Consider the following 24,960-nt stretch of genomic DNA (forward strand, 5'->3'; position numbering starts at 1 on the left):
GCCCTCCGGGCGTGGGGTGGAGGCAAAGAATCACCCGTTCCCCGACGGTGGGGTACCCCGGCCGCCGATGATGGCGGCCATGGGCGTGATCCTCCTCGTGAAGCACGCCCAGGCGTCGCACGAGGGGCACGCCGAGGGCGGTCTGACCGCCCTCGGACGCCAGCAGGCACGACGACTGGGCGGTGCGATGTCGGCCAACGGCGTCGACCCCGACATCGTCGCGACCGGCACGCTCCCGCGACACCGCGAGACCGTCGACGCCATGACCGCCGGCGCCGTCGACACCCTCGAGGACGAGGGCTGGAACGGCGTCGACACCCTCCACGTGCTGTCCCGTCTCGAGCCGTCCTTCGGGGACGCCGAGCCCACGCGCGAGGAGTTCCAGGCCTGGACGGAGCAGGCGTTCCTGCGCTGGGCCTCCGGCGAGCACGACAGCGACTACGACGAGCCGTTCCGTGACTTCACCCGGCGGGTCGCCCGGGCCAAGCTGGGCCTCGTCGCCCGCATGGGGCCCGACGCCAGCGCCGTCGTCGTCACCAGCGGCGGACCCATCGCCTGGATCGCCACCGCCCTCTGGGCCGGCTGGGGACCCGAGCAGCTCTGCACCCCGCTCGCCGCCTCGTGGAGCCGGCTGAGCGCCGTCGTCGTCGACTCCTCCGTCACCAAGGTCGCCCTCGCCCCCCGCGGCCTCAGCCTGGTGTCCTTCAACGACCACTCGCACCTCGAGCGGACGTCGCTGACCGCCCCCACCTGAGCACTCGGCGGTCAGACCATGCGGCGCAGCAGGCGCAGGGGTGCGCGGCGCATCACGACGGAGAGCGGGGCCCACGGCAGGCCGGGCACGTACGCCGACGCGCGACGCGCCTCCATCGCCCTGACCATCGAGGCGACGCCGCGGCGGGTGGAGGCCATCATCGGGCCCTTGCCCCGCCCGTGGGCGCGGTCGTTCATCTCCGAGGCGATGTAGCCGGGGTAGAGGACGGTCACGTCGATGGGGGAGTCGAGCAGCTCGAGGCGGAGACCCTCGGCGAGGTGCGCGATGCCGGCCTTGGTGGCGGCGTACGTCGTCATCGTGCGCGGCAGGCCCCGCAGCGCCGACATCGACGAGATCACGACGAGGTGGCCGGCGTCCTGGTCGCGGAAGACCTCCATCGCGGCCTCGACCTGCGCGAGCCCGGCGACGAAGTTGGTGACGGCGGTCTCGCGGTTGGCGTCGTACCGGCCCGTGCCGAGCGGGGCGCCCTTGCCGAGGCCGGCGTTGACGACGACGCGGTCGAGGGTCCCGAGCTCGTCGCGGAGGTCCCGGACGACGGCGAAGACCTGCTCGTCGTCGGTGACGTCCAACGCACGAACGGCGACCCGCCGGTCGGGGTGCCGCGCGAGGATCTCCTCGCGCAGCGCCTCGAGCCGGTCGAGTCGCCGTGCGCACAGCGCCAGGTCGTGGCCGCGTGCGGCCAGCTGTCGGGCGGTCTCGGCGCCGAGCCCGGAGCTGGCGCCGGTGATCAGGGTGGTGGGCACGGGGCCCAGGGTGTCAGCACCCCCACCGGGTCAGGGCTTGGGCTGCTCCACCACGACGGTGCTGAGGATCTTGTCGGCGAAGGTCTGACGCTTCGCGTCCCACAGCGGCCAGAGGAAGCCGATGTAGCAGGGCAGCGCGTCGAGGATGTGCGCCAGCGCGCGGACGAACGCCATGCCGCCGCCGATGGGCTGACCGGTCTGCTCGGAGAGCAGACGGATGCCCATGACGCCCTTGCCGATCGACCAGCCGGTGCCGCCGCCCTTGAGGCAGGTGTTCCAGACGAACACGGCGATCGCGGCGACGGAGCCGAGCAGGCTGAAGATCGTGCCGAGCGCGCTGACGCCGGTGTCGGACGTCGCGTTGAAGATGCCGCCGATGATCTGGAACGGGATGCTCGCCGCGGCGCCGAGGAGGGCGTCGATCAGGTAGGCGCCGACGCGCTTGCCCCAGTGGGCGTACTGCCCCTGCGGCGCGCCGTACCCCTGGCCGTAGCCGCCGTACTGCTGCTGGCCGTACTGCTGCTGGCCGTAGCCCTGCTGGCCGTAGCCCTGCTGGCCGTAGCCGCCGTACGGGTCGGGCTGCTGGCCGCCGTACCCGCCCTGCTGGCCGTACTGGCCGGGCTGCTGGCCGTACCCCGGCTGCTGGCCGTACTGGCCCGGCTGCTGGCCGTAGCCGGGCTGCTGGCCGTACTGGCCCGACTGGCCGGAGTCACCGGGCTTGGCGTAGGGGTCCTGGGGCTCGTTGCCGTACTGCGACATGCGGTGGGTCCTCTCGGGAGGTGGTGCGGTGGACGAAGACTAGGGGCGATCGTTCGGGTCGGGCATCCTCTTGTGCACGTCGTCGCTGAGGCGGGTGATCGCGAGGAACACTTCGAGGGTCATGCGGATGAAGCACAGGTAGACGAGGAACCCGAGCGGTCCCAGCACCAGCGCGAACAGGCCGAACGCCACGGAGCCGGTCGAGAACGCGGTCACGATCCAGGCCAGCGTCGCGAGACCGAGGACGACGAGGGCCAGCACGTAGACGACCTTGACGATCCGGCCGGTGACGAACGTCGAGAACGAGAAGTCGAAGAGCGCGCCCACGAGCCCCTTCGCCTCGGCGGCCGCGGCACTCGTCGACCCGCCGCCCGGGGCCGCGCCGGGGCCCGAGCCCGTGCTCCACGGGCCGGCCTGCTGGCCCGCGTCGTACGACGGCTGGCCCGGCTGGGCGTAGCCCTGCTGCGGCGGGTGCTGGGCGTAACCCTGCTGCGGGCCCTGCGGGTACGCCGGCGACGGGGCCGACGGGGCCGACGGGGCCGACGGGGCCGCGGGGGGCATCTGCTGGGTCTGCTGGGTGGGTGTGGCGCCGGGCGGCGTGACCGGGGCGTCCCAGGGGTCGGGCTCGGACGGTCCGCGCGTGGGCCGCTCCCACGCGGGGGTCTGGCCGGCGCCGCGCGAGCCGCCGCCCGGCACCCGGGTGCGGTCGTCGCCGGGCTCGCCGGACGGGGGAGGGGCGCCGTACTGAGACATCGGACCTCGTTGTCGGGGTGGGGGTCGGGGCGGGCCGAGTCTGTCAGCCCCGGACCGCCTTCTCCCCGGTGCCGCGCGGTCCAAACCCACCCCCGGCCACCACTTAAAGACAGGGTTGACTGTTTGTTCGCGCGCACGCAGGATGACCGCGTGACGACCGCCAGCCGCACCCCCCAGGCCGAGCGCACCCGCGCGATGCGGCTGCGCCTGCTGGAGGCGACCGTGGAGTGCCTGGTCGAGCGGGGCTGGTCCGGCACCTCGACGACCCTGGTCTCGCAGCGCGCCGGGGTGAGCCGGGGCGCCCAGCTGCACCACTTCCCGTCGAAGGGTGCCCTGGTCACCGCGGCCGTCGAGCACGTCGCGAGCCTGAGGGGCGCCGAGCTCGCCGAGGCCGCGGCGTCCATGCCGGACGGCCCGGACCGCACGCGGGCCGTGCTGGCCATGCTCGCCGACCACGTGACCGGGCCGGTGTTCACCGCCGCGCTCGAGCTGTGGGTGGCGGCCCGGACCGACCCGACCCTCCTGGACGCCGTGGCCCCCCTGGAGCAGCGGATGGGACGCCAGCTGCACCGGACGACGGTCGAGCTGCTCGGCACCGACGACACCGACCCGGCCCAGCGCGAGCTCGTCCAGGCCACCCTCGACCTCGCCCGGGGCCTCGGCCTCGCGACCACGATCACCGACGACCGCGCGCGGCGCGAGCGGGTGCTCGACCGCTGGGCCCGCGTGCTCGACGACGAGCTCGCCCGAGCCGGGAGGACCCCGTGAGCAGCCCCGCGACGCCCCTGGACGACGTCCTGGCCGACCTGGCCGCCGAGTCCGACGCGCTCGACGCCGTGCTGCGGGGGCGACCCGACGACGACGCCGGCTGGCGGCGTCCGACCCCCGCCGCCGGGTGGAGCGTCGCCCACCAGGTGGCCCACCTCGCCTGGACCGACGAGGTCGCCACCCTCGCCGCGCGGGCCGCGACGGGCGAGAAGCAGCCCTGGGACGACGTCGTGCTGGGTGCGATGGGCGACCCCGAGGGGTTCGTCGACGCCGCCGCCGCGGACGGCGCCGCGGTGCCCGCCGCCGAGCTCCGGTCGCGCTGGCTCACGGCCCGCGAGCGCCTCGCGACGGCGCTGCGGGCGCTGCCCGACGGCACCCGGATGCCGTGGTTCGGCCCGCCGATGGCCCCGACCTCGATGGCGACCGCGCGGTTCATGGAGACCTGGACCCACGCCCACGACGTCCTCGAGGGCCTCGGGGAGACCCCCGAGCCCACCGACCGGATCCGTCACGTTGCCCACCTCGGCGTCCGCACCCGCCGGTTCTCCTACGCCGCCCACGGTCTCGAGGCGCCGGAGGCCGAGGTCCGCGTCGAGCTCGTCGCCCCGTCCGGCGAGGTCTGGACCTGGGGGCCCGAGGACGCCGCGCAGCGGGTCACCGGCCCGGCGTACGACTTCTGCCTGCGGGTCACCCAGCGCCGCCCCCGGTCCGCGCTCGCGCTCGTCGCGGAGGGCCCCGACGCCGAGGCCTGGCTGGACGTCGCCCAGTGCTTCGCCGGCCCTCCCGGCCCCGGCAGCGAGGCCCGTCGATGAGCGGGCCCCTGCTCGTCGCCAACTGCTCCGGCTTCTACGGCGACCGCCTCGGCGCGATGCGGGAGGTCCTCACCGGCGACCCCGTCCCGGCCGTCGTCACCGGCGACTACCTCGCCGAGCTGACCATGCTGATCCTCGGCCGCGACCAGCTGCGCGACGCCGGTCTCGGCTACGCCCGCACGTTCCTGCGCCAGGCCGAGGACTGCCTCGGCCTGCTCCTGGAGGGGGGCGCCCGGCTCGTCGCCAACGCCGGCGGGCTCAACCCCGCCGGCCTCGCGGCGAGGGTCTCCGAGGCCGCGCGGGGCCTGGGGCTCGACGTCACGGTCGCCCACGTGACCGGCGACGACGTCCGGCAGCTCGGCATCTCCGGGCACCCCTGGCCCGAGAACGCCCTCACGGCGAACGCCTACCTCGGCGCCGCCCCGATCACCGCCGCCCTCGCGGGAGGTGCCCAGGTCGTCGTCACCGGCCGCTGCACCGACGCCTCGCTCGTGGTCGGCCCGGCCGCGTGGCACCACGGCTGGGCGTACGACGACCCGACGGCCCTCGACGCGCTCGCCGGCGCGACCGTCGCCGGGCACGTCCTCGAGTGCGGCACCCACGCCACGGGCGGCAACTTCTCGGGGTTCCTCGACCTGCCCCGCGACGCGGCGCTGCTCGGCTTCCCGCTCGCCGAGGTCCACGCCGACGGCTCGGCGGTGGTCACGAAGCAGGCCGGCACCGGTGGCGCGGTCACCGTCGACACCGTCACGGCCCAGCTGCTCTACGAGGTGCAGTCGGAGCGCTACGTCACCCCCGACGTCACCGTCCGCCTGGACACCGTCGAGGTGGCCGCCGACGGCCCGGACCGGGTCCGTGTGTCCGGCACCGTCGGCGAGGCACCGCCGGAGCGGCTCAAGGTGTCGGTGAACCTGCTCGGCGGGATGCGCAACCACGTCGACCTCGTGCTCACCGGCCTCGACCTGGCCGAGAAGGAGGCCTGGGTGCGCGCCCAGCTCGAGCCGCGGCTGACCGCCGCCTCGGTGACCTGGACCCGGTCCGCGGCCCCCGACCCCGACGCGGACACCGAGCAGGGCGCCTCGATGGTCCTGCGCTGCACCGTGCGGGACGCCGACAAGGCCCCCGTCGACCGGGCGTTCAGCGCTGCGGTGGTCGACCTGGCGCTCGGCTCCTACCCCGGCTTCGCCCCCGTCGCCCCGCCCGCGCCCGCCACGCCGTACGGCGTGCACCGGGCGGCGTACGTCGGCCGGGGTGAGGTCGAGGCGGTGGTGACCTTCTCCGACGGGCGCTCCGAGGTGGTGGCTGACGTCGGCGCCGCACTCGCGGGGGCCTCGACCAGCGCTCGCGAGCGCTCGCGTGCTGCTCGACCACCTGGGGGTGGGTCCACGGTGCGGGCACCCCTGGGGACGTTCGTGCACGCCCGCTCCGGCGACAAGGGTGGCGACGCGAACCTCGGCCTGTGGGTGCGTCACGACGACCACCCGGCGTACGACGACCGCGTGGCCTGGCTGCTCGACACCGTCACCCCGGCGTGGGTCGCCATGCTCGTGCCCGAGGCCGAGGGTCTGGACGTCGTCGTCCACCCGCTGCCGAACCTGGGCGGGGTCAACGTGCTGCTGGGTGGCCTGCTCGGGGACGGCGTCGCCGCGTCGGCCCGGTTCGACCCGCAGGCGAAGGGCCTGGGCGAGTACGCCCGCGGCCGCACCGTCGAGATCCCGGAGGGACTCCTGTGAGCACAGACCTGCACGCGATGGCCGCGGAGTTCACCCGGCGCGAGGTGGCGCCCCACCTCGACGACTGGGAAGCCGCCGGCCTCGTCCCGCGCGAGCTGCACGCCGCCGCGGCGAAGCAGGGCCTGCTCGGCATCTCGTTCGCCGAGGAGGTGGGCGGTCAGGGCGGCGACCTCGCCGACGTCGTCGCGGCGACCGAGGGGATGCTCGCCGAGGGCGCCTCCAGCGGCCTCCTCGCGGCGCTGTTCACCGGCGGCATCGCGCTGCCGCACCTCGCGGCGCACGGCTCCCCGGACCTCGTGGACCGCTTCGTCCGGCCCACCCTCGCCGGCGAGGTGATCGGGTCCCTGGCGATCACCGAGCCGGACGGCGGCTCCGACGTCGCGCACCTCCGCACCCGGGCGGTCCGAGACGGCGACCACTACGTCGTCGACGGGGCGAAGACCTACATCACCAGCGCCGTCCGCGCGGACTTCCTCACCGTCGCCGTCCGCACCGACGGCCCCGGGGCCGCCGGGGTGTCGCTGCTGGTCGTCGAGACCGACCGCCCCGGCGTCACGGTGACCGGCCCGCTGCCCAAGCTGGGGTGGCACTGCTCGGACACCGGCGAGATCGCCTTCGAGGGCGTGAGGGTGCCCGTCGACCACCTCGTCGGGGCGGAGGGCAGCGGCTTCGGCCAGATCGCGGAGCAGTTCGTGACCGAGCGGATCGTGCTCGCCGTCCACGGCTACGGCCTCGCCGCCCGCGCGCTCGCCCTGACCGCGGCCTGGTGCCGCGACCGCGAGACGTTCGGGCGCCCGCTGAGCGGCCGCCAGGTCGTCCGCCACCGGCTCGTCGAGATGCACCGGCAGGTCGAGGTCGCCCGCACGTACGTCCACCACGTCGTCGACCGCCACCTGGCCGGCCAGGACGTCGTCGCCGAGGCCTGCCTGGCGAAGCAGACGGCGGTCGAGTGCGCGGCGTACGTGACCGACGCCGCCGTCCAGCTGCACGGCGGTGCCGGCTACGTCCGGGGCGAGGTGGAGCGGCACTACCGCGACGCCCGTCTGCTCGGGATCGGCGGCGGGTCCACCGAGGTCCTCACCGACCTCGCGGCGGCCCTGCTCGGCTACGGAGGAGCGCGATGACCACGAGCACGACCATGGCCGACCAGCTCGAGGCCCTCGCCGCCGAGCACGCGAAGGCGGTCGCCGGCGGCGGGGAGAAGTACGTCGCCCGCCACCGCGCCCGCGGCAAGCTCACCGCCCGCGAGCGCATCGAGCTGCTCGTCGACGAGGGCTCGGCGTTCCTCGAGCTGTCCCCGCTGGCCGGCTGGGGGAGCGACTACACGGTCGGCGCCAGCGTCGTCACCGGCGTCGGGGTCGTCGAGGGCACCGAGGTGCTGGTCGTCGCCAACGACCCGACGGTCAAGGGCGGCGCCACCAACCCGTTCACCCTGAAGAAGCTCCTGCGCGCCCACCAGGTCGCCGAGCGCAACGGGCTGCCGACCATCTCGCTCGTGGAGTCCGCCGGGGCCGACCTCCCCACGCAGAAGGACATCTTCGTGCCCGGCGGCCAGATCTTCCGCGACCTCACCCGCGCCAGCGCCCGCCGTGAGCCGACCGTCGCCGTGGTGTTCGGCAACGCCACCGCCGGCGGCGCCTACGTGCCCGGCATGAGCGACCACACGGTGATGGTGAAAGGCGCCGCGCAGGTGTTCCTCGGCGGCCCGCCACTGGTGAGGATGGCCACCGGCGAGGAGGCCGAGGAGGAGTCGCTCGGCGGCGCCGAGATGCACGCCCGGACCTCCGGGCTCGCCGACCACCTCGCCGCCGACGAGCACGACGCGCTGCGGATCGCCCGACGGATCGTCGCCCGCTGGGGACGCCGCAAGCCCGTCGCGCCCCCGTCGTACGCCTGGGCGGAGCCGGACGCGGACCCCGAGGAGCTGCTCGACCTCGCGCCCACCGACCTCACCGAGCCGTTCGACCCCCGCGACGTCGTCGCCCGCGTCTGCGACGGCGTCAGCGCCGAGAACCCGCTGGCCTTCGACGAGTTCAAGCCGCTGTACGGCGCCTCGCTCGTCTGCGGGTGGGCGCGGCTGCACGGCCGGCCGGTCGGCATCCTCGCCAACGCCCAGGGCGTGCTGTTCAGTGAGGAGGCGCAGAAGGCGACGCAGTTCGTGCAGCTCGCCAACGCGTCCGGCACGCCGCTGATTTTCTGGCACCACACCACCGGCTTCATGGTCGGCACCGACTACGAGCAGGGCGGCATCGTCAAGCACGGCGCGATGATGATCAACGCCATCTCCAACTCGACCGTGCCGCACTTCACCGTCCTCATGGGCGCGTCGTACGGCGCGGGCAACTACGCCATGAACGGCCGCGCCTACGACCCGCGCTTCCTGTTCGCGTGGCCCAACGCCAAGTCCGCGGTGATGGGCCCGAAGCAGCTCGCGGGGGTGCTGTCGATCGTGTCCCGCGCCGCCGCGGAGGCCAAGGGCGCGCCGTACGACGAGGAGGGCGACGCCGGGATGCGCGCGATGGTGGAGCAGATGGTGGAGGAGCAGTCGCTGCCGTTCGTGCTGAGCGGCCTGCTGTACGACGACGGGGTGATCGACCCGCGCGACACCCGCACGGTGCTCGGCATCGCGCTGTCCGTCGTCGAGAACCGCGCCTGGACCGGCGCCACGACCTACGGGGTGTTCCGGCCGTGACTCGACCCGTGATCACCCGTCTGCTCGTCGCCAACCGCGGGGAGATCGCCTCGCGGGTCTTCCGCACCTGCCGCGAGCGCGGCATCGGCACGGTCGCGGTGTTCTCCGACGCCGACGCCTCGCTGCCGTACGTCGCGGAGGCCGACGCCGCCGTCCGCCTGCCGGGGACGACCCCGGCCGAGACGTACCTGCGTGCGGAGGCGCTGGTCGACGCGGCCCTGAGCACCGGCGCTGACGCCGTCCACCCCGGTTACGGCTTCCTCGCCGAGAACGCCGGCTTCGCCCGCGCCGTCGAGGCCGCCGGGCTCACGTGGGTCGGCCCGCCGCCGGGGGCGATCGAGCTCATGGGCTCCAAGGTCGCGGCCAAGGAGCACGCGGTCGCGGTCGGCGTCCCCGTGCTGAGCGTCGACGAGCCGACCGAGGACGACCTCCCGCTGCTGGTCAAGGCCAGCGCCGGCGGCGGCGGGCGCGGGATGCGGGTCGTCCGCGACCTCGCCGCCCTCGACGCCGAGGTCGCCGCGGCGCGCGAGGAGGCGGCGTCCGCGTTCGGCGACGGGACCGTCTTCGTCGAGCCGTACGTCGAGCACGGGCGCCACGTCGAGGTCCAGGTGTGGGCCGACGCGCAGGGCGGCGTGTCGGTCCTGGGCGACCGCGACTGCTCGTTGCAGCGCCGCCACCAGAAGGTCGTCGAGGAGGCGCCCGCGCCCGGCCTGCTCCCCGAGACCCGGGAGGCGATGCACGCCGCCGCCCGCGCGTTGGTCGAGCCGCTCGGCTACCGCGGCGCCGGCACCGTCGAGCTGCTGATGGACGCCACCACCCAGCGGTTCTGGTTCCTCGAGATGAACACCCGCCTCCAGGTCGAGCACCCGGTCACCGAGGAGGTCACCGGCCTCGACCTCGTCGGCCTCCAGCTCGACGCCTGCGAGCAGGACGGGCCCCTCGAGATCCGCGTCGGCGAGCGCGGCCACGCCATCGAGGTGCGGCTGTACGCCGAGGACGACCAGCACCGCCCCACGGCCGGGACGTTGACGGCCTTCGCGGTACCGGACGGCGTCCGCCTCGAGAGCACGTACGCCGCGGGCGACGAGGTCACGCCGTACTACGACGGCATGCTCGCCAAGGTCGTCGCCCACGCCGCGACCCGCGAGCAGGCCGCGCGCAAGCTGGCCGGCGCGCTCGCGCGGGCGCGGGTCCACGGGCTCGTCACCAACCGCGACCGGCTCGTCGGGCTGCTGCGCGATCCCGACTTCCTCGCCGGTGGCGTCAGCACGTCGTTCCTGGGCGAGCACCCGCCGGTCACGTCGGCGGACGCCCGGCACGCCGTCCTCGCCGCCGCGGTCGCGGTCGTCGCCGCCGCGCGGGAGCGGGCCACCGTGCAGGTCGGCGTACCCGCCGGCTGGCGCAGCGTGACGAGCGGCCCGCAGACGGTGGCGTTCGATGACCACGAGCCCGTCTCTTGGTGGGGAACCCGCGACGGACCGGTCCTCGACGACGTCGACGTCGTGACGTGCTCGCCGGCCTCGGTCACCCTCGAGTCGGCGGGCGTGCGGACGACGTACGCGACGGCGGTGCGGGGCCTGCCCGGCGCCGAGACGGTGGACGTCGACTGGTCGGGGCCGGCCTCCGGGCACGTGCACCTCGTGCGGACGCCGCGGTTCAGCGACCCCGCGCTCGCGCAGGCGGCCGGGTCGCTGACGGCGCCGATGCCCGGCACCGTGGTGAGGCTGGTGGCCGAGCAGGGGGCGTCGGTGTCGGCGGGGGAGACGATCCTCGTGCTCGAGGCCATGAAGATGCAGCACACCGTGACCGCGCCGGCCGACGGCGTCGTCACCGAGGTCGCGGTCGCGGCCGGTCAGCAGGTCGCCGCCGGGGAGGTCCTGGCGGTCGTGGGAACTGTCGCAGGAGCTGAGGAGCAGGCATGAGCACGGTCGAGGGAATGCTGTTCGAGGAGTCCGAGGAGCGTCGCGAGCTGCGCAAGGCCGTCGCGGGGCTGGCGTCGCGCTACGGACGCGACTGGTTCACCGCGAAGGCCCGCAGCGGCGAGAAGACCACCGACCTGTGGCTGGACGTCGCCAAGCACGGCTACCTCGGCGTCAACGTCGGGGAGGAGTACGGCGGGGGCGGCGGCGGGATCGGCGACATCGCCGCCGTCTGCGAGGAGCTCGCCGCGGCGGGCTGCCCGCTGCTGCTGATGGTGGTCTCGCCCGCGATCTGCGGCACGGTCATCGAGCGGTTCGGCACCTCGGAGCAGAAGCAGCGCTGGCTGCCCGGCATCGCCGACGGCACCGGCACGATGGCGTTCGCGATCACCGAGCCCGACGCCGGCACCAACACCCACGCCATCACCACCTCGGCCACGAAGGACGGGGACGACTACGTCCTGAACGGCCGCAAGGTCTGGATCTCCGGCGTCGACGAGGCCGAGAACGTGCTCGTCGTCGCCCGCATGAAGGACTCCGCCACCGGCCGCCTCAAGCCGGTGCTGTTCGTCGTCCCCACCGACGCGCCCGGCTTCGAGGCGCAGGTCATCCCGATGGAGATCGTCAGCCCCGAGAAGCAGTTCAGCGTCTTCCTGGACGACGTCCGCCTCGGCCCCGACGCCGTCGTCGGCAGCGAGGACGGCGGCCTGCTCCAGCTCTTCGCCGGCCTCAACCCGGAGCGGATCATGGCGGCGGCGTACTCCCTCGGCCTCGCCCGCCACGCCCTCGACCGCGCGGTGGCCTACGCGAGGGACCGCTCGGTGTTCGGCGTCCCGATCGGCACCCACCAGGCCATCGCTCACCCGCTCGCCGAGTCGTACATGGAGATCGAGTCCGCCCGGCTGATGAACCAGAAGGCGGCCGCGCTGTGCGACGCGGGCCAGGACGAGAAGGCCGGGGAGGCCGCCAACATCGCGAAGTACTGCGCCGCCGAGGCCGCCTGCCGCGCCGTCGACCGCGCCGTGCAGACCCACGGCGGCGCCGGCATCTCCTCCGAGCACGGCATCGCGGGCCTGCTCGTCGCCACCCGCGCCTCCCGGATCGCCCCGGTCACCCGCGAGATGGTCCTCAACTACGTCGCCATGCACTCGCTGGGGCTGCCGAAGTCGTACTGAGCGCGGTCCCGCCCGGGCACTCCCGGGCCTGCCGGAGTCGTCATGTGAGGCGGGCGCGCACGTCGGACCCGGGTCGACTACCGCTCTCCGTAGGCGGCGAGGCCGAGCCGGACGCCGACCGCGACGAGCCCCACGAGGGCCGCCGCGGTCGCGGGCAGCATGAGGAGCGAGGCGACGACGACCATCGGACCGTCGGCGACGGCGAGGACGACCCAGAGCAGCACGACGCCGCCGCACCCCCCGACGAGGCACCACCGGATCCAGCGGGTCGCCTCGTCGGGCATGATCGTCGTCGCCATGGTCGGGGTCCTCTCGGGGTGGGACTGCGGTCAGCCGGCCGGCTCGACCACGCTGTCGGCGGAGGAGAAGCCGCGGTAGGTGCCCTCCGGAACCTCGTGGCCGAGGCCCTCGCGGGCGCGGGTGACGGGTCGGGCGCGCACGTCCCTAGGACGGACCGGGCGCCGGATCGGTTGCCTCAGTCGCGGAGCCGGTCGTGGCGCTCGTCGCCCGGCAGCGTCGGCCGGACGCCGTACGCCGCGAGCCCAAGCTGCACGCCGATGCCCACGACCCCGACGGCGAGCACGATCGGCCCGGCCACCCTGATCAGTCCGAGGACGGCGGCGACCGCGATCTCCGCACCGATGGGCAGGAGGTCCACCAGCTGGGTCTGCAGGAACGTCTGCAGGGCGTACCCGACGACCACCAGGACGACGCCCCAGGTCAGGCAGCCGCGGATCGTGCCGCGGGCGCGGGAGGTCGCGGTCGGGTGGGCGGCCACGGGTCTACCCCTTCCCCGGCTTGCCCATCGACGCGAGTCGCGCGGCGTTGTGCTCCGTGTCGTACATGACGATCTCGCGGTGCGACTCGACGAACGCGCTGAAGGTGCTGAACCCGATGGCCCGCTCGCTGAAGTCGGGCGCGAGGCGCAGCATCAGGGTCTTGACCATCGACAGCGGCACCCAGTCGTCGGTGCGCTGCTCGTGGCCGAGCTTGAGAGCGCGGAGCAGCAGCTTGCGCGCCGTCCGAGCGGGGTCGTCGGCGCGGCGGCCGCGGGCGGAGCCCTGGGCGGGGGCGTCCTCGGTGGCCGGCTCCTCGACGGCAGCGGCCTTCTTCGCCCCGCGGCGTCGCCGCGTCACCTCCGGCTTCGCGGGCTCCTCCGGCTGCTCGGCGGCCGGCTCGGTCTCGGCAGCCGGCTCGGTCTCGGCGGCGACCTCGTCGTCCTCGTCGTCGTCATCCAGCGTCACGAGGGCGTCGTACTGGCGGAACTCGTCGCACGCGAGCTCCCAGTAGCGCCCGACGGAACCGGCCACGCCGACCCCGATGATGCGGCGGTCCAGGCGGCGGGCCTTCTGGGCGAGCGGCACGTAGTCGGAGTCACCGGCGGCGACGAGCAGGTGGGTCAGGTACGGGAACCGCTCGAGGTCCTCGAGCGCGTCGACGGCGAGGCGGATGTCCGCGCCGTTCTTCGACCCCGACATCGGGAACATCTGCACCAGGTCGACCGACCGGCGGGTCAGGGCCCGGCCGTACGCCGCGAAGGCGGGCACGGTCCAGTCGCAGTACGCACGGCAGATCGTCACGATGCCGAGGGACGCGGCGTAGTCGATGATCGCGTCGAGGTCGAGGCGGGCCGACTCCAGCTTGTCGGCGATCGCGGGGGTCGCGCGCTTGCGGGCGTCGTCCTTGCGCCAGGCCCCCTCCCCATGGGTGGCGTCGTACAGGCTGATGACCAGGTTCTCGAAGTCGACATACACCGCGACGCGGCCGGGCAGCTCCTCGGTGGCGGTGCTCATGCGCCGAGTCTCGCAGAGCCGGCGGCCGGGACCTCAGTCCAGGAGGAGCCGCCTCGTGCCGACGAACGGCACCGGCGACCGGGTCCGGCTGTCCCGTAGGGCGTCGTCGGCGTAGGACAGGACGAACTCCTCGTACACGGCGAACGCCGCGGCGCCGGTGCGCACCCACCGGGGCCGTCCGAGGCACGAGCGCGGGACGGAGGCGGTGACGCGGTCCGCGGCCGGCAGGAGGTTCCCCTGAAGGCCCGGGCAGTCGACCTCCTGGCCGAGGTCGGTGTCGTACAGACCGACGACCTTCTCGCCGTCCGCCGTGCGCTGCACGACGGCGACCAGGAGACGCTCGTCGGAGGTGCCCACGGCGAAGTTCGCACCGACGGCCGACGTGGTGTCGAGGTCCGCGACGACGACCTGCATCGACACCCGGCCGTCGGCGTGCCGGCTGGTCAGCTGCAGCACGCCCGCGGAGGGGCGGGGTTCCTGCTGCCGCCCCTGGATCTCGGACACGTCACCGCGCGGGTCGCGCCTCACCTCGACGTCGGCCGCGGCGGGGCCGGCGACGACGAGCGGGACGACGAGCGCGGCGGCGCAGGCCACGGCGGCGGGCAGGCGGTGGGGCGGAGTGGCCACGGGCGGTCTCCTCGCGGGGGACGGACGCGCCCGAGACGCCCGGTTGTCGCCGCCGAGCATGCTCCCGACGAGCCCCGTTGTCACGGGTCGGCCGAGGCCGTCCCCGAGGCGTCCTCGGGTCGTCGCCCGGCGCCCCCCTGCCGCCGCTGTCGCCGCTGTCGCCGCTGTCGCCGAGGGAAACCTGTGCCGGACGGGTTTGGTGGGGTGACCGGGACGGAAGGGGTGAGTGTGACCGGGGTCACCAGACCTCGGCACCGTCACCACGGGGGTCCACCATGACCAGACGTCTGCTCGCCGGCCTCGTCGCCGGCCTGACCATGACCGGAGCGGCGACTCTCGCCGCCCCGGCCTCCGCCGACGAACCCACCGACCCGGCGGCCACGAGCCGCCTGCCCTACCAGCGCGAGGTCGCGCAGGTCCTCCCGGACGCCGCGGGCGGCACCCGGGCGGCGCAGCCCGGTACCGGCATCCGAGGTCCGAACAGCGGCACCGCGACCGTGTACGACGAGCCCTGTCTCGGCGAGGAGGTCCGAGCCCGTGGCGAGTCCGGTCGCGCGGCTCTCTACCGTCCCGGCCCGGAGGCCGAGGCGCGGCCGGTGACGCCGGTCGTCCAGGAGCGCACCTTCGCCTCGCCGGAGGCGGCACGGGCGGCACTCGGCGTGCTGCGGGCCGCGGTGCGGGAGTGTCGCGGGCAGACGGCGCGGACGAGGACGGAGACCTACTCGTGGTTCCAGCGTTCGGTCCCGCTGTACGGCCAGGACCGGCTCGGATGGAGCCTGCGGACGACGTACTCGGGCGGCGGGAAGGTGTTCGACCTGCACTACCTGGTGCTGCGCGGCGACACCCTGGTGCACGTCGTGACCTCGAAGCGGGGCTCGCTGCCCGACCAGGGCGCGTCGCAGCGCCTCACCCGCCTGGCGCTCACCACGCTCCGGTGAGCAGCCGCTGAGACGCGGCGGCCGGATGGCTCAGAAGTCCCGCACCCGCGGCAGGGTGTGGTCGGCGCCGGGGCGGACCATGAGGATCTGGTCCACGCCCATGCGACCGTCGCGGAAGGCCATCCGGCCGCCCACCAGGTAGAGCCGCCACACGCGGACGACCTCCTCGCCGACGAGCTCGGTGAGCCGGGCCGCGTTCTTCTCGAACGTCTCGAGCCACCCGTCGACGGTCCACACGTAGTGCTCACGCATCGCGTGGACGTCGCGGACCTCGAGGCCGCCTTCCTCCAGCAGCGCGACGGTCTCGCCGACCGGGCGCATGTGCATGTCGGGAGCGATGAACGACTCGATGAAGGGGCCGCCACCGGGGTGGCCCTTGCGGCCGCCGGCCCGCGACATCTGCTGCACGAGCACGCGGCCGCCGGGCTTGACCGCGTCGCGCAGCACCCGGGCGTACGTCGGGTAGTTGCCCTGCCCGACGTGCTCACCCATCTCGATGCTCGCGGCGGCGTCGAAGTGGCCGGCGCCCCCCTGGACCTCCGGGATCTCGCGGTAGTCCTGCAAGCGGATCTCGACGCGGTCGCCCAGGCCGCGCTCGGCGATGCGGGCGTCGATGAACTTCTTCTGCTCCGCCGCGATCGTCACGCCGGTCACCTGCGCGCCGTAGTGCTCCGCGGCGTGCAGCGACAGCGAGCCCCAGCCGCACCCGACGTCCAGGAACCGCATGCCCGGCTCGAGGCCGATCTTGCGGCAGACGAGGTCCAGCTTGTCGCGCTGCGCGTCGGTGAGCGTGTACGACGGGTCGTCGAGCGGCTTGGTGAAGTACGCCGACGAGTACGCCATCTGCGGCTCGAGGATCAACGAGTAGAACTCGTTCGACAGGTCGTAGTGGTGGCTGATCGCTCGGCGGTCGCGGAGCCGGGAGTGCAGCCGGCCCGTGATCCGCGCCTGCGAGGCCGGGGCGACGGGCGGGCGGCCGAGGACGCCGAGGTCGCGGGCCGTCCGCGCGGCCTGCAGCAGCGTCGACGGTGTCGGGCGTACCCCCGACAGGCCCCGCTCCGCGGCGACCGACCACACGTGGGTCAGGGCGTCGTCCAGGTCGTGGTGCACCTCGATCTCGCCGGTGACGTAGGCCTGCGCCGCGCCCAGCTCCCCCGGGTGCCAGAGCAGCCGACGGAGGGCGTCCGGCGTGCGGATCTCCACCAGCGGTGCGCCGACGGGGCCGGTCTCGCTGCCGTCCCAGGCACGCAGCCGCACGGGCAGCTCGCCGCCCACGAACGGGGCGAGCGCCTCGGCGAGACGGTCGGCGACGGTCATCGGGCGTCCTCCCGGGTGAAGAGCAGCTGGTTGACGTCGAGGTACGCCGAGGCGAAGCCCGCCCGGGAGTACTCGAGGTAGAAGTGCCACATCCGGCGGAACGTCTCGTCGAAGCCGAGCGCGCCGATCCGTGCGGCGGCGGCGGTCGCCGTGACGTCCCACTGCCGCAGGGTCTCGGCGTAGTGCTGGCCCATCGAGAGCCGCCCGGTCATCCGGAGCGCGGTGTCGGCCCGGGTGATCTCGTCCAGGACCTGCACCGACGGCAGGAAGCCGCCGGGGAAGATGTACTTGTTGATCCAGGTGTAGGTCCGCCTCGTGGCGAGCATCCGGTCGTGCGGCATCGTGATCGCCTGGATGCCGACCCGACCACCGGGCGCCAGCACCCGGTCGATGGTGCGGAAGTACGTCGACCAGTACTCGTGGCCGACGGCCTCGATCATCTCGACGGAGACGACGGCGTCGTAGGTGCCCTGCACGGCGCGGTAGTCGCACAGCTCGACGGTGACGGCCTCGGTGTGACCGGCCTCGTCGATCCGTCGCTGCGCCAGCGCCTGCTGCTCGCTGGACAGGGTCACGGAGTGGACCGTCGCCCCGCGGGCGGCGGCGCGGATCGCGAGCTCGCCCCAGCCGGTGCCGATCTCGAGCACCCGGGTGCCCCGGCCCACGCCGGTCTGGTCGAGCAGCCGCTCGATCTTGCGGGCCTGGGCCGCCTCGAGGTCGGCCCCGGGCACCGGCGGCGCGGCCTGCAGGAACGGGCCGACCGTGTCGCGGACGGCGTCGAGCCGCGCCTCGAACAGTGCGGAGGAGTAGCTCAGCGTCGGGTCGAGGAACGTGGCGAACAGGTCGTTCGAGAGGTCGTAGTGGTGCGCGATGTTGCCGCGGGTCTGCTTCTCGGTGTTGCGGTGCAGCGCCGGCGGTCGGCGGACGACGGCGGCGCGCAGCTTCTGCAGCGGCTCGGGCACCAGGCGCGGCATCTCCGCGGACAGCACGGCGAGGAAGCCGCCCAGGTCACCGGAGGGCCCCTCGTCCCAGGCGCCGGTCAGGTAGGCCTCGCCGAAGCCGATGAGGGCGTCGCGGCCGAACCGGGCGAAGAACTCGTCGGGACGGTGGATCGTCATCTCCGGGCCGCCGAGCCCGAGCGTCGAGCCGGGCCCGTCGGCACCGTGGACGGTGACCGGCAGCCGCGAGATCGCGGCGGCGAAGAGCCGCTTCGCGACCAGCGCGGACACCCGGGTGCGGGGGCCGGAGGGGACGCGGTCCAGACCCGGCCACGTGTGCGGGTCGGGACGGGGTACCGCGTACGCGGTGGCGCCCAGGTCTTCGTGCGGTGTCATCTCGGTGGTCACGAGACGCCCTCCTGGCGGGGGTGGTCGGGTCGGGGGCGGACCGGCAGGCGGCGCAGCCAGAGCGTGATGCCGTGGAGCCTGATCAGCACGGAGTGTCGCAAGGCGACCGGCGCGGCGCGCCACGGGGCGTGGCGGGCGGTCGCGGTGCCGCGCAGCGAGGCCGAGAAGTCCTCGCCCTCGTCGGAGGTCAGGGACACGGCGACGTGCAGGTCGGTCTCGGTCGGGGTGGGGACGGCGATCTCGTATCGGCCGCCCGTCCCGTGGAACGGGGAGACGTACAGCGCCTTGTCGGTGCTGGCGCGGCCCTGGGCGTCCGGGTGGACGAGGTAGGCGTGCCGCTCGCCGTAGGTGTTGTGGACCTCGACGACCACGCAGCGCTGCTCGCCGTCCGGCCCGAAGCACCAGAACACCGAGATCGGGTTGAAGCAGTAGCCGAAGGCGCGGGGGTTGGCGGCCATGAGGATGCGGCCACCCGACACGTCGACGCCCTGCTGGGCGCAGAAGGCCTCGACGTTCTCGCGGAGGCTGCGCTCCGGGTGGGCCGGGTCGTTGACGTGGTCCCGGGCCTCGAAGGTCCCGAGCACGGGGCCGAGGACGCCGGGTCGCGGCAGGTGGTCGAGGTCGACGACCTGGGTGTGCGAGCGGTGCGAGAACGTCCGCCGCAGCGGCGTGCGGCGGGTGTGGCTGATCGTGGTCGCGTAGGTGCGGGGCGAGGTGGACGCCGTGGCCGGGCGGCGGCCCGGCGCGGTGCGCTCCCAGTCCACACCCAACCGGGCCGCGGCCTCGACGCCCGAGCGCGCGCCGTCCTCGTGGAAGCCCCAGCCGTGGTAGGCGCCGGCGAAGGCGAGCCGGTCGGAGTCGCACTCGTCGAGCCGGCCCTGCGCGGCGACGGACTCGGGGGTGTAGAGCGGGTGCTCGTACTCCATCGTGTCGATCACCGTGGCCTCGTCGACGAGGTCGGCTCCGCCGAGGGTGACGAGGAAGCGGCGGTCGGTGACGCCGTACGCCTCGTCGAGGCGCATCAGCCGGGTGAGGTCGTAGGTGACCGTGACGGCCCCGGTGTCGCCGTGGTGGTGGGCGGGCCGGCGCAGGTAGTTCCACGACGCGCGGGCGCGCGGCAGGCGCGGCAGCAGCGAGGTGTCCGTGTGCAGCTGCGCGGTGTTGGTGGAGTACGTGATGGCGCCGAGGACCTCGCGCTGCGCGTCGGTCGGCGCGTCCAGCATCGCCAGCGCCTGGTGCGGGTGGGTGGCGACGACCACCGCGTCGAACGTCGTCCGCTCGCCGTTGCCGTCGGTGAGCTGCACGCCGTCGGCGGTCTCGAGCAGGCCGGTGACCTTGACGCCGGTGCGGACCTCGTCGAGGTGCTCGGCCACGGCGGCGACGTACGTCGCGGACCCGCCGACGACCGTCCGCCACGGCGGGGAGCCGAAGACCTGCAGCATCCCGTGGTGGGACAGGAAGCGGAACAGGTAGCGCGCGGGGTACTCCAGCGCACGGGCGTCGTCCGTGGACCACACCGCGGCGACGAGGGGCTCCATGAACAGGGCACGGAAGTGCTGGTCGAAGCCGCCGTCGTCGAGGAACTCGGCGAGGGTGCGCAGGTCGGCGTCGGCGTCGGACGTCGAGCGCAGCAGCGCGCGGGCGCGGCGGTGGAAGCGGGGGACCTGGACGAGCATCCGCAGGAACGCGGGGTCGACGGCGTTGCGCCAGGTGGCGAACACCCCGGTGAGGCCGAGCGCGCCGGCCCACTCGACCCGCCGCTGCTCGTCGCGGATCGACATCGACATCTCGGAGAGCCGCGTCGTGACGCCGAGCTCGCCGAACAGCCGCAGCAGGTGGGGGTAGGTGCGCTCGTTGTGGACGATGAACCCGGTGTCGACCGGGACCGTCACGGTGGTGCCGTCGGGGCGTCGGACGTCGACGGGGTGGGTGTCGGCGTGGCCGCCGAGGCGGCTGTCGGCCTCCAGCAGGGTGACGTGGCAGGTCCGCGAGAGGACGTAGGCCGCGGTCAGGCCGGCGACACCGCTCCCGACGACGGCGACCCGACGACGGTCCGTGTGCTGCTCCCCATGACCCCCAGCGCTCACGCGGCCGGTCCGAAGTCGAACTCGGCGATCGGCTCCGAGGTCGGCTCCTCCGAGCCCCCCTCCGGCTCGACGGTGATGCCGACGCCGTCGGCGCCGCGCGCCTCGCCGTTCAGCTGGACCGTCTGGTCCTCGGCGACCGGCATCAGCCCCGCCGGCTCGAAGACCCCGTCGCGCTCGTACCAGAGCTGGTAGACGCGGTCCGTGGGCGGCGGCGGCATGTTCTCGGTCCGGATGACCGAGGAGTTCGCCGTGTCGGAGTGGACGACGGTGGCGCGGACGTCCTTGCCGAGCTCGACCGAGGTCGAGCGGGCGTCGTCGGCCTGCAGCACCTGCTGCGCCGGGCTGAGCTCGTCGGGCTGGTCGACCCACGGCTGGGTGACGCCCAGGCCGACGGCGAGGACGGCGGCCGCGGCGACGCCGGCGACCGTCGAGGTCCAGCGGCGGCGACGGCCGCGGCGCGCGGCGAGCTCGTCGCGCCGCTCGGCGAGGGTCGGCTGCACGGGCAGCGGCGGCAGCGGGCGGATGGTGCCGATCTGCGCCAGCACGTCGCGGCGCAGGCCCGGCGGGGGCGTGGTCAGGGAGGTCGAGGCGAGCACGCCCGCCGCCTCCTGGAGGGTGGCGACCTCGGCCTGGCAGTCCGGGCAGGCCGCCAGGTGCCGCTCGAACAGGGTCCGCTCGGACTCGTCGAGGGCGTCGACGGCGTACGCGCCGACCAGGGCGTGGCTGAGCTCGGTCTCGCTGGCGAGGTCGCGGGCCTGGTGGTCGTGATCGGTCACTGGCCGACTCCCATCGCGTCTCGTAGTCGGATCAGGCCGTCCCTGATCCGGGTCTTGGCGGTGCCCAGCGGCAGGTCGAGCAGCTGCGCGACCTCGGTGTGCGTGTAGCCGCCGAGGTAGGCCAGCTCGACGGCCTCGCGCTGCACGTCGGTGAGTGCGGCGAGGGCCGAGCGGACCCGGTGGGCCTCGAGCGACGCGTGCGCGGCCTCGGCCGTGCTGTCGTGCTCGGGCGTGCTCGTGCGGTGGTGGTAGGTCAGGTCGCGGCGGGTGCTGGCCTCCGCCGAGCGGACCCGGTCCACGGCCTTGCGGTGGACGATGGTCATCATCCAGGACAGCGCGCTGCCCTTCGCCGGGTCGAACCGGCTGGCGGTGCGCCAGGTCTCGAGGTAGGCCTCCTGGGTGACCTCCTCGGCCTGCGCCGGGTCTCTCACCACGCGGAGCGCGAGCCCGTGGACCCGTGCCGCGGTGGCGTCGTACAGCTCGCCGAAGGCGGCATGGTCGCCCCGGCTGGAGCGCTGGAGCAGGCGGCCCAGGGCCTCCGGCCCACCCGGTGCGGGTGGGCCGGAGGCTACGGGTTCAGTCGACCTCACGGCCGCATCATCCCTGATGATCCTGGGTCGTGGCGCCCGATCAGCCGTTGCCGCCACCGTTGCCGCCGCCCGTCTGCTCGGGCATCAGCACGCTGTCGATGACGTACACGTTGGCGTTGGCGGTCTGCACGTTGCCGCAGATGATGTTCGCCTCCTCGCCACCGTTGGCGGCGGGGATGGTGAAGTCCTCGCCCTCGCCCTCGATGGTCACGGTGTCCTCCGCGACGGTGGTCTGGTCACCGGCGAGGTCGGACGGGTCGACCCGCTCGGGCAGGACGTGGTGGGTGAGCACCGTGGTCAGGGCCGGCTTGTCGCCGAGGAGGGCGTTGAGGTCGGCCTCCGGGATCTTGGCGAAGGCGTCGTTGGTCGGCGCGAAGACGGTGGCGGCCTCGAGGCCGTTCAGGGTCTGCACCAGGTCGGCCTCGGTGACCGCGGTGACCAGGGTCTCCAGCAGCGGGTTGTTGCTGGCGGCGGTGGCGACCGGGTCGTCGGCCATGCCCTCGGCCGAGCCGGGGCCGTTCTGCGGCACCTCGGCGCAGGCGGCGCCGAAGTACATCGGCTCCTCCGCGGCCTCGGACTCGCTGGAGTCCTCGGAGGGGCTGGACTCCTCGGAGGGGGACTCCTCGGTGGCGCTGCTCTCGGAGCCCGACGAGTCGGAACCGGAGTCGGCGTCCTCGCTCGAGCAGGCCGCGAGGCCCAGCGAGAGGGACAGGGCCAGGGCCGCGACGCCGCCGGTCCGCTTCAGGATCGTGCGCTGCATGGTGAGGCCTTTCTGTCGGCGACCCGGACTGTCCGGGCCGTGCGGGGGAAGTGCGCAGGTGATTCGTCACCTGCGGGTGGGTGGATGGGTGCTGACCTGGGTTTTTTCGACGTTCCCGACCATCTCGGGGTCAGCTGACGTTGACGACGATCTCCTGGATGCCGCTGGAGCCGTTCGGGAACGGCTCGGCCATCGCGGCGGTCTGCACCTCGCCGTCGTCGGTGATCGCGCGGGTGGCGATCAGGTGCTGGCCGGGGGAGTCGGCCTTCCAGCGGTAGAACCACTGGCGCCAGTAGTCGACGCCGGCGTCGGGGCCGAGCTCGGCGTCCTGCCAGGCGCCGCCGTCGACGCGGACCTGGACCTTGCCGATGCCGCGGGTCTGCGCCCAGGCGACGCCCGCCACGACGATCTCGCCGGCGGGGTTCGACGAGAGGCCCTCCGGGGTGTCGATGCGGCTCGAGATCTTGATCGGGCCGTCGATCGCCCAGTCGCGCTCGGTCCAGTACGCCTCGACCTCGTCGTAGGTCGTGAGGGTCATCTTCGTGATCCACTTGCAGGCGCCGACGTAGCCGTAGATGCCGGGGGTCACGAGCCGGGCGGGGAACCCGCGGTCGCGGGGGAGCGGCTCCCCGTTCATCCCGATGACGAGCAGGGTGTCGCGGCCGTCGAGCGCCACCTCGAGGGGCGTGCTCATCGTGAAGCCGTCGACCGAGGTCGAGAGGATCTGGTCGGCGCCGGTGGAGTCGATGCCGGCGCGGTCGAGCAGGTCCTTGATGGGGATGCCCTGCCAGCGCGCGGAGCCGACGTACGGGCCGCCGACGTAGTTCGAGACGCAGGTGAGGGTGATGTCCTTCTCGACCGTGTCCATCTCGAGGAGCTCGGCGTAGGTGAACGACACCTCCGTCTCGACGTCGCCGTCGATCGTGAGGGTCCAGGACGACTCGTCGACCACGGGCACGGACAGGTTGATGTCGACGCGGTAGAAGTCCTCGGCGGGCGTGACGAACGGCGAGACGCCGTCGACCCGGGTCTCGAGACCGGCGGGCAGGGCCTTCGGCGAGGACGTCGGTCGCGGCAGCGAGATGTTCGACAGGCGGGTGCGGGCGGTGCCGACCGCCTGGCCGATCGCGGCCATCCCGACGGCCACGACCGCGACCGCCCCGGCGCCGACGAGGACGCCACGGCGCGACGCGCGCGCCGCGGTCGGGGTGCCGGCGGAGTCGGCGTCCCACGGCTCGGGCGGGGTCGCCCGACGCAGGCGCCGGGCGAACCAGACCAGCACCCCGGCGCCCACGGCGGCGGTGAGGACCGCCGGGAGGACGTCGAGGACGCCGGCGGTCGGACGCAGCACGGCCGCCGCACCAGCCAGCGCGACGAGCGCCAGGAGCAGGCCGAGCCCGCCCGCGAGGGTGCGACGGGCGAGCACCCCGGCCACGCCCGCCAGGACCAGGGTGACGACGAGGACGCTGCCGACCAGGATCACCTTGTCCGCGGACCCGAAGGTCGCGATCGCCCACTCCTTCACCGGGGTGGGCGTGGCGTCGATGACGGTCGAGCCGACGGCCAGGACCGGCGAGCTCGCCGGGTCCAGGAGCGACGCCGTCAGGTGACCGGCCGCGGTGCCGGCGAGGGCGGCGAGCACCCCGGCTCCGGCGTAGGAGGCGGTCCGGGCGGACGGCAGGAGCTTCATGCCCCTGGTTCGACACCGCGACCGGTCCCGGATCGGATCCGGCAGGATGCGCGGCGTGAGCAGCGACACACCCGCCCCCGAGCCCCTCGTCCGCGTCAGCCACCGCCCCGCCGCGGAGCTCGCCCCCGAGGGCCAGCACCGCATGCCGGACGACGTCCGGCTCGCGGTGGTCACGCTCGACTCCCCGCACAACCGCAACGCCCTGTCCCGACGCCTGGTCGCCGAGCTGCTGACCGCGCTCGACGAGGCCGACCGCGACCCCTCGGTACGGGCGGTGCTGCTGCGCGCCACCGGGAAGGTCTTCTGCTCCGGCGCCGACCTGTCGGAGGCCGTCGAGGGCGGGATGGAGCAGGGCGCACGCGGGATGGTGGACATGCAGCGGGCCGTGCTGGCGATGGAGACCCCGGTGGTCGCGGCGGTCCAGGGCCCGGTCCGTGCGGGCGGCATCGGTCTCGTCGGGGCCTGCGACGTCGCGATCGCCTCCCGGGCCGCGACCTTCGCGCTGACGGAGGTCCGCCTCGGTCTCGCGCCCGCCGTGATCTCGCTGGTCCTGCTGCACCGGATGACACCGCGGGGCGCCCAGCGGACCTTCCTCGACGGCGAGGTGTTCGACGGCGACGCGGCCGCGGCGTACGGCCTAGTGACGGAGTCGGTCGGGGCCGACGAGCTCGACGCGGCGGCCGACCGGGTGTGCGCCGCGCTCCTCGTCGGCAGCGCGCAGGGCCAGCGGGAGACCAAGCTGCTGCTCAACCGCGAGGTGCTCGCCGACCTCGACGCGCGCCGCGAGGAGGTGGCCGCGACCTCCGCACGGCTCTTCGGCTCGGAGGAGGCGAGGGAGGCGATGGGGGCGTTCCTGCGGCGGAAGGGCTAGAGTTCTCCGTCCGTTCTTTTCTGTGGGGACACCCCA

General features: G+C 74.2%; 24 protein-coding genes. 10 read left to right on the forward strand and 14 right to left on the reverse strand.

Going from position 1 to position 24,960, the window contains the following annotated elements:
- Positions 1 to 79: 79 nt before the first annotated feature.
- Positions 80 to 754 carry a histidine phosphatase family protein gene (locus MJ876_RS15595; protein WP_240237667.1) on the forward strand — a complete coding sequence of 225 codons (675 nt, stop codon included), beginning with the start codon at positions 80 to 82 and terminating at the stop codon, positions 752 to 754.
- Positions 755 to 765: 11 nt separating this feature from the next.
- Here the strand turns inward: MJ876_RS15595 and MJ876_RS15600 are convergent, their stop codons facing one another.
- From MJ876_RS15600 to MJ876_RS15610, 3 genes are read right to left on the reverse strand one after another with little or no spacing between them, the layout of a single operon-like run.
- A complete protein-coding gene (locus MJ876_RS15600; protein WP_240237668.1) occupies positions 766 to 1,518 on the reverse strand; it encodes an SDR family oxidoreductase in 753 nt (250 codons plus the stop codon).
- A 30-nt stretch (positions 1,519 to 1,548) separates the two neighbouring features.
- Positions 1,549 to 2,277, reverse strand: a complete 729-nt coding sequence (locus MJ876_RS15605; protein WP_240237669.1) for an RDD family protein — start codon at positions 2,275 to 2,277, stop codon at positions 1,549 to 1,551.
- A 39-nt stretch (positions 2,278 to 2,316) separates the two neighbouring features.
- On the reverse strand, positions 2,317 to 3,030 hold the full coding sequence (locus MJ876_RS15610) for a DUF4282 domain-containing protein (protein WP_240237670.1): 714 nt from the start codon (positions 3,028 to 3,030) through the stop codon (positions 2,317 to 2,319).
- A gap of 150 nt (positions 3,031 to 3,180) precedes the next feature.
- On the opposite strand from MJ876_RS15610, the gene MJ876_RS15615 reads away from it, so the two are divergent.
- Genes MJ876_RS15615 through MJ876_RS15645 form a run of 7 tightly spaced genes read left to right on the forward strand, consistent with a single transcriptional unit; the run spans position 3,181 to position 12,129 of the window.
- A complete protein-coding gene (locus tag MJ876_RS15615; RefSeq protein ID WP_240237671.1) occupies positions 3,181 to 3,798 on the forward strand; it encodes a TetR/AcrR family transcriptional regulator in 618 nt (205 codons plus the stop codon).
- Entirely contained in the window at positions 3,795 to 4,610 is an 816-nt protein-coding gene (locus MJ876_RS15620) for a TIGR03084 family metal-binding protein (RefSeq protein WP_240237672.1), read from the forward strand. Before MJ876_RS15615 ends, MJ876_RS15620 begins: the two co-directional genes overlap by 4 nt.
- Positions 4,607 to 6,343 (forward strand): acyclic terpene utilization AtuA family protein, encoded by a 1,737-nt coding sequence (locus MJ876_RS15625; protein ID WP_240237674.1) that lies wholly within the window; start codon positions 4,607 to 4,609, stop codon positions 6,341 to 6,343. Before MJ876_RS15620 ends, MJ876_RS15625 begins: the two co-directional genes overlap by 4 nt.
- The gene (locus tag MJ876_RS15630) at positions 6,340 to 7,467 is read left to right on the forward strand and encodes an acyl-CoA dehydrogenase family protein (protein WP_240237676.1); all 1,128 of its coding nucleotides are present in this window, start codon (positions 6,340 to 6,342) and stop codon (positions 7,465 to 7,467) included. The genes MJ876_RS15625 and MJ876_RS15630 overlap by 4 nt, the downstream gene beginning before the upstream one ends.
- On the forward strand, positions 7,464 to 9,035 hold the full coding sequence (locus tag MJ876_RS15635) for an acyl-CoA carboxylase subunit beta (RefSeq protein ID WP_240237679.1): 1,572 nt from the start codon (positions 7,464 to 7,466) through the stop codon (positions 9,033 to 9,035). The genes MJ876_RS15630 and MJ876_RS15635 overlap by 4 nt, the downstream gene beginning before the upstream one ends.
- Positions 9,036 to 9,043: 8 nt before the next feature.
- Positions 9,044 to 10,957, forward strand: a complete 1,914-nt coding sequence (locus MJ876_RS15640; RefSeq protein WP_240237682.1) for a biotin carboxylase N-terminal domain-containing protein — start codon at positions 9,044 to 9,046, stop codon at positions 10,955 to 10,957.
- Entirely contained in the window at positions 10,954 to 12,129 is a 1,176-nt protein-coding gene (locus tag MJ876_RS15645; RefSeq protein WP_240237684.1) for an acyl-CoA dehydrogenase family protein, read from the forward strand. The genes MJ876_RS15640 and MJ876_RS15645 overlap by 4 nt, the downstream gene beginning before the upstream one ends.
- 77 nt (positions 12,130 to 12,206) lie before the next feature.
- Here the strand turns inward: MJ876_RS15645 and MJ876_RS15650 are convergent, their stop codons facing one another.
- From MJ876_RS15650 to MJ876_RS15665, 4 genes are all read right to left on the reverse strand, one after another.
- A complete protein-coding gene (locus tag MJ876_RS15650; RefSeq protein ID WP_240237686.1) occupies positions 12,207 to 12,428 on the reverse strand; it encodes a hypothetical protein in 222 nt (73 codons plus the stop codon).
- Between the two features lie 176 nt (positions 12,429 to 12,604).
- Positions 12,605 to 12,907: a hypothetical protein gene (locus tag MJ876_RS15655; protein ID WP_240237688.1), complete on the reverse strand. Its 303-nt coding sequence runs from the start codon at positions 12,905 to 12,907 to the stop codon at positions 12,605 to 12,607.
- Between the two features lie 4 nt (positions 12,908 to 12,911).
- Entirely contained in the window at positions 12,912 to 13,922 is a 1,011-nt protein-coding gene (locus tag MJ876_RS15660; RefSeq protein ID WP_240237690.1) for an NYN domain-containing protein, read from the reverse strand.
- 33 nt (positions 13,923 to 13,955) lie between these two features.
- Entirely contained in the window at positions 13,956 to 14,549 is a 594-nt protein-coding gene (locus MJ876_RS15665; RefSeq protein WP_240237692.1) for a hypothetical protein, read from the reverse strand.
- A 275-nt stretch (positions 14,550 to 14,824) separates the two neighbouring features.
- Between MJ876_RS15665 and MJ876_RS15670 the strand changes: the two genes are divergently transcribed.
- Positions 14,825 to 15,487: a hypothetical protein gene (locus tag MJ876_RS15670; protein WP_240237694.1), complete on the forward strand. Its 663-nt coding sequence runs from the start codon at positions 14,825 to 14,827 to the stop codon at positions 15,485 to 15,487.
- Positions 15,488 to 15,517: 30 nt separating this feature from the next.
- Here the strand turns inward: MJ876_RS15670 and MJ876_RS15675 are convergent, their stop codons facing one another.
- The 7 genes from MJ876_RS15675 to MJ876_RS15705 all read right to left on the reverse strand — a co-directional run bounded on the left by MJ876_RS15675 (position 15,518) and on the right by MJ876_RS15705 (position 24,053).
- Positions 15,518 to 16,804, reverse strand: a complete 1,287-nt coding sequence (locus tag MJ876_RS15675) for a cyclopropane-fatty-acyl-phospholipid synthase family protein (protein ID WP_240237696.1) — start codon at positions 16,802 to 16,804, stop codon at positions 15,518 to 15,520.
- Positions 16,801 to 18,150 (reverse strand): cyclopropane-fatty-acyl-phospholipid synthase family protein, encoded by a 1,350-nt coding sequence (locus tag MJ876_RS15680; RefSeq protein ID WP_240237697.1) that lies wholly within the window; start codon positions 18,148 to 18,150, stop codon positions 16,801 to 16,803. Before MJ876_RS15680 ends, MJ876_RS15675 begins: the two co-directional genes overlap by 4 nt.
- The gene (locus MJ876_RS22310) at positions 18,147 to 20,237 is read right to left on the reverse strand and encodes an FAD-dependent oxidoreductase (RefSeq protein WP_240237698.1); all 2,091 of its coding nucleotides are present in this window, start codon (positions 20,235 to 20,237) and stop codon (positions 18,147 to 18,149) included. Before MJ876_RS22310 ends, MJ876_RS15680 begins: the two co-directional genes overlap by 4 nt.
- The gene (locus MJ876_RS15690; protein ID WP_240237699.1) at positions 20,234 to 21,013 is read right to left on the reverse strand and encodes an anti-sigma factor domain-containing protein; all 780 of its coding nucleotides are present in this window, start codon (positions 21,011 to 21,013) and stop codon (positions 20,234 to 20,236) included. The genes MJ876_RS22310 and MJ876_RS15690 overlap by 4 nt, the downstream gene beginning before the upstream one ends.
- Positions 21,010 to 21,603 carry an ECF RNA polymerase sigma factor SigK gene (sigK, locus tag MJ876_RS15695; RefSeq protein ID WP_308192608.1) on the reverse strand — a complete coding sequence of 198 codons (594 nt, stop codon included), beginning with the start codon at positions 21,601 to 21,603 and terminating at the stop codon, positions 21,010 to 21,012. Before sigK ends, MJ876_RS15690 begins: the two co-directional genes overlap by 4 nt.
- Positions 21,604 to 21,643: 40 nt before the next feature.
- Positions 21,644 to 22,363 carry a fasciclin domain-containing protein gene (locus tag MJ876_RS15700; RefSeq protein ID WP_240237700.1) on the reverse strand — a complete coding sequence of 240 codons (720 nt, stop codon included), beginning with the start codon at positions 22,361 to 22,363 and terminating at the stop codon, positions 21,644 to 21,646.
- Between the two features lie 130 nt (positions 22,364 to 22,493).
- On the reverse strand, positions 22,494 to 24,053 hold the full coding sequence (locus tag MJ876_RS15705) for a molybdopterin-dependent oxidoreductase (protein ID WP_240237701.1): 1,560 nt from the start codon (positions 24,051 to 24,053) through the stop codon (positions 22,494 to 22,496).
- Positions 24,054 to 24,108: 55 nt separating this feature from the next.
- Between MJ876_RS15705 and MJ876_RS15710 the strand changes: the two genes are divergently transcribed.
- Positions 24,109 to 24,924 carry an enoyl-CoA hydratase-related protein gene (locus MJ876_RS15710; protein WP_240237702.1) on the forward strand — a complete coding sequence of 272 codons (816 nt, stop codon included), beginning with the start codon at positions 24,109 to 24,111 and terminating at the stop codon, positions 24,922 to 24,924.
- Positions 24,925 to 24,960: the final 36 nt, after the last annotated feature.

The sequence above is a fragment of the Nocardioides sp. CFH 31398 genome (assembly GCF_022436705.1).
In the GTDB taxonomy this organism is placed as follows: Bacteria; Actinomycetota; Actinomycetes; order Propionibacteriales; family Nocardioidaceae; genus Nocardioides.

Bases quoted from the DNA above. Each gene is read 5' to 3' on its own strand.
- MJ876_RS15700 (WP_240237700.1), bottom strand. From the start codon at position 22,363: ATGCAGCGCACGATCCTGAAGCGGACCGGCGGCGTCGCGGCCCTGGCC.
- MJ876_RS15670 (WP_240237694.1), top strand. From the start codon at position 14,825: ATGACCAGACGTCTGCTCGCCGGCCTCGTCGCCGGCCTGACCATGACC.
- MJ876_RS15635 (WP_240237679.1), top strand. From the start codon at position 7,464: ATGACCACGAGCACGACCATGGCCGACCAGCTCGAGGCCCTCGCCGCC.
- MJ876_RS15645 (WP_240237684.1), top strand. From the start codon at position 10,954: ATGAGCACGGTCGAGGGAATGCTGTTCGAGGAGTCCGAGGAGCGTCGC.
- MJ876_RS15625 (WP_240237674.1), top strand. From the start codon at position 4,607: ATGAGCGGGCCCCTGCTCGTCGCCAACTGCTCCGGCTTCTACGGCGAC.
- MJ876_RS15595 (WP_240237667.1), top strand. From the start codon at position 80: ATGGGCGTGATCCTCCTCGTGAAGCACGCCCAGGCGTCGCACGAGGGG.
- MJ876_RS15605 (WP_240237669.1), bottom strand. From the start codon at position 2,277: ATGTCGCAGTACGGCAACGAGCCCCAGGACCCCTACGCCAAGCCCGGT.
- MJ876_RS15660 (WP_240237690.1), bottom strand. From the start codon at position 13,922: ATGAGCACCGCCACCGAGGAGCTGCCCGGCCGCGTCGCGGTGTATGTC.
- MJ876_RS15675 (WP_240237696.1), bottom strand. From the start codon at position 16,804: ATGACCGTCGCCGACCGTCTCGCCGAGGCGCTCGCCCCGTTCGTGGGC.
- MJ876_RS15705 (WP_240237701.1), bottom strand. From the start codon at position 24,053: ATGAAGCTCCTGCCGTCCGCCCGGACCGCCTCCTACGCCGGAGCCGGG.
- MJ876_RS15650 (WP_240237686.1), bottom strand. From the start codon at position 12,428: ATGGCGACGACGATCATGCCCGACGAGGCGACCCGCTGGATCCGGTGG.
- MJ876_RS15610 (WP_240237670.1), bottom strand. From the start codon at position 3,030: ATGTCTCAGTACGGCGCCCCTCCCCCGTCCGGCGAGCCCGGCGACGAC.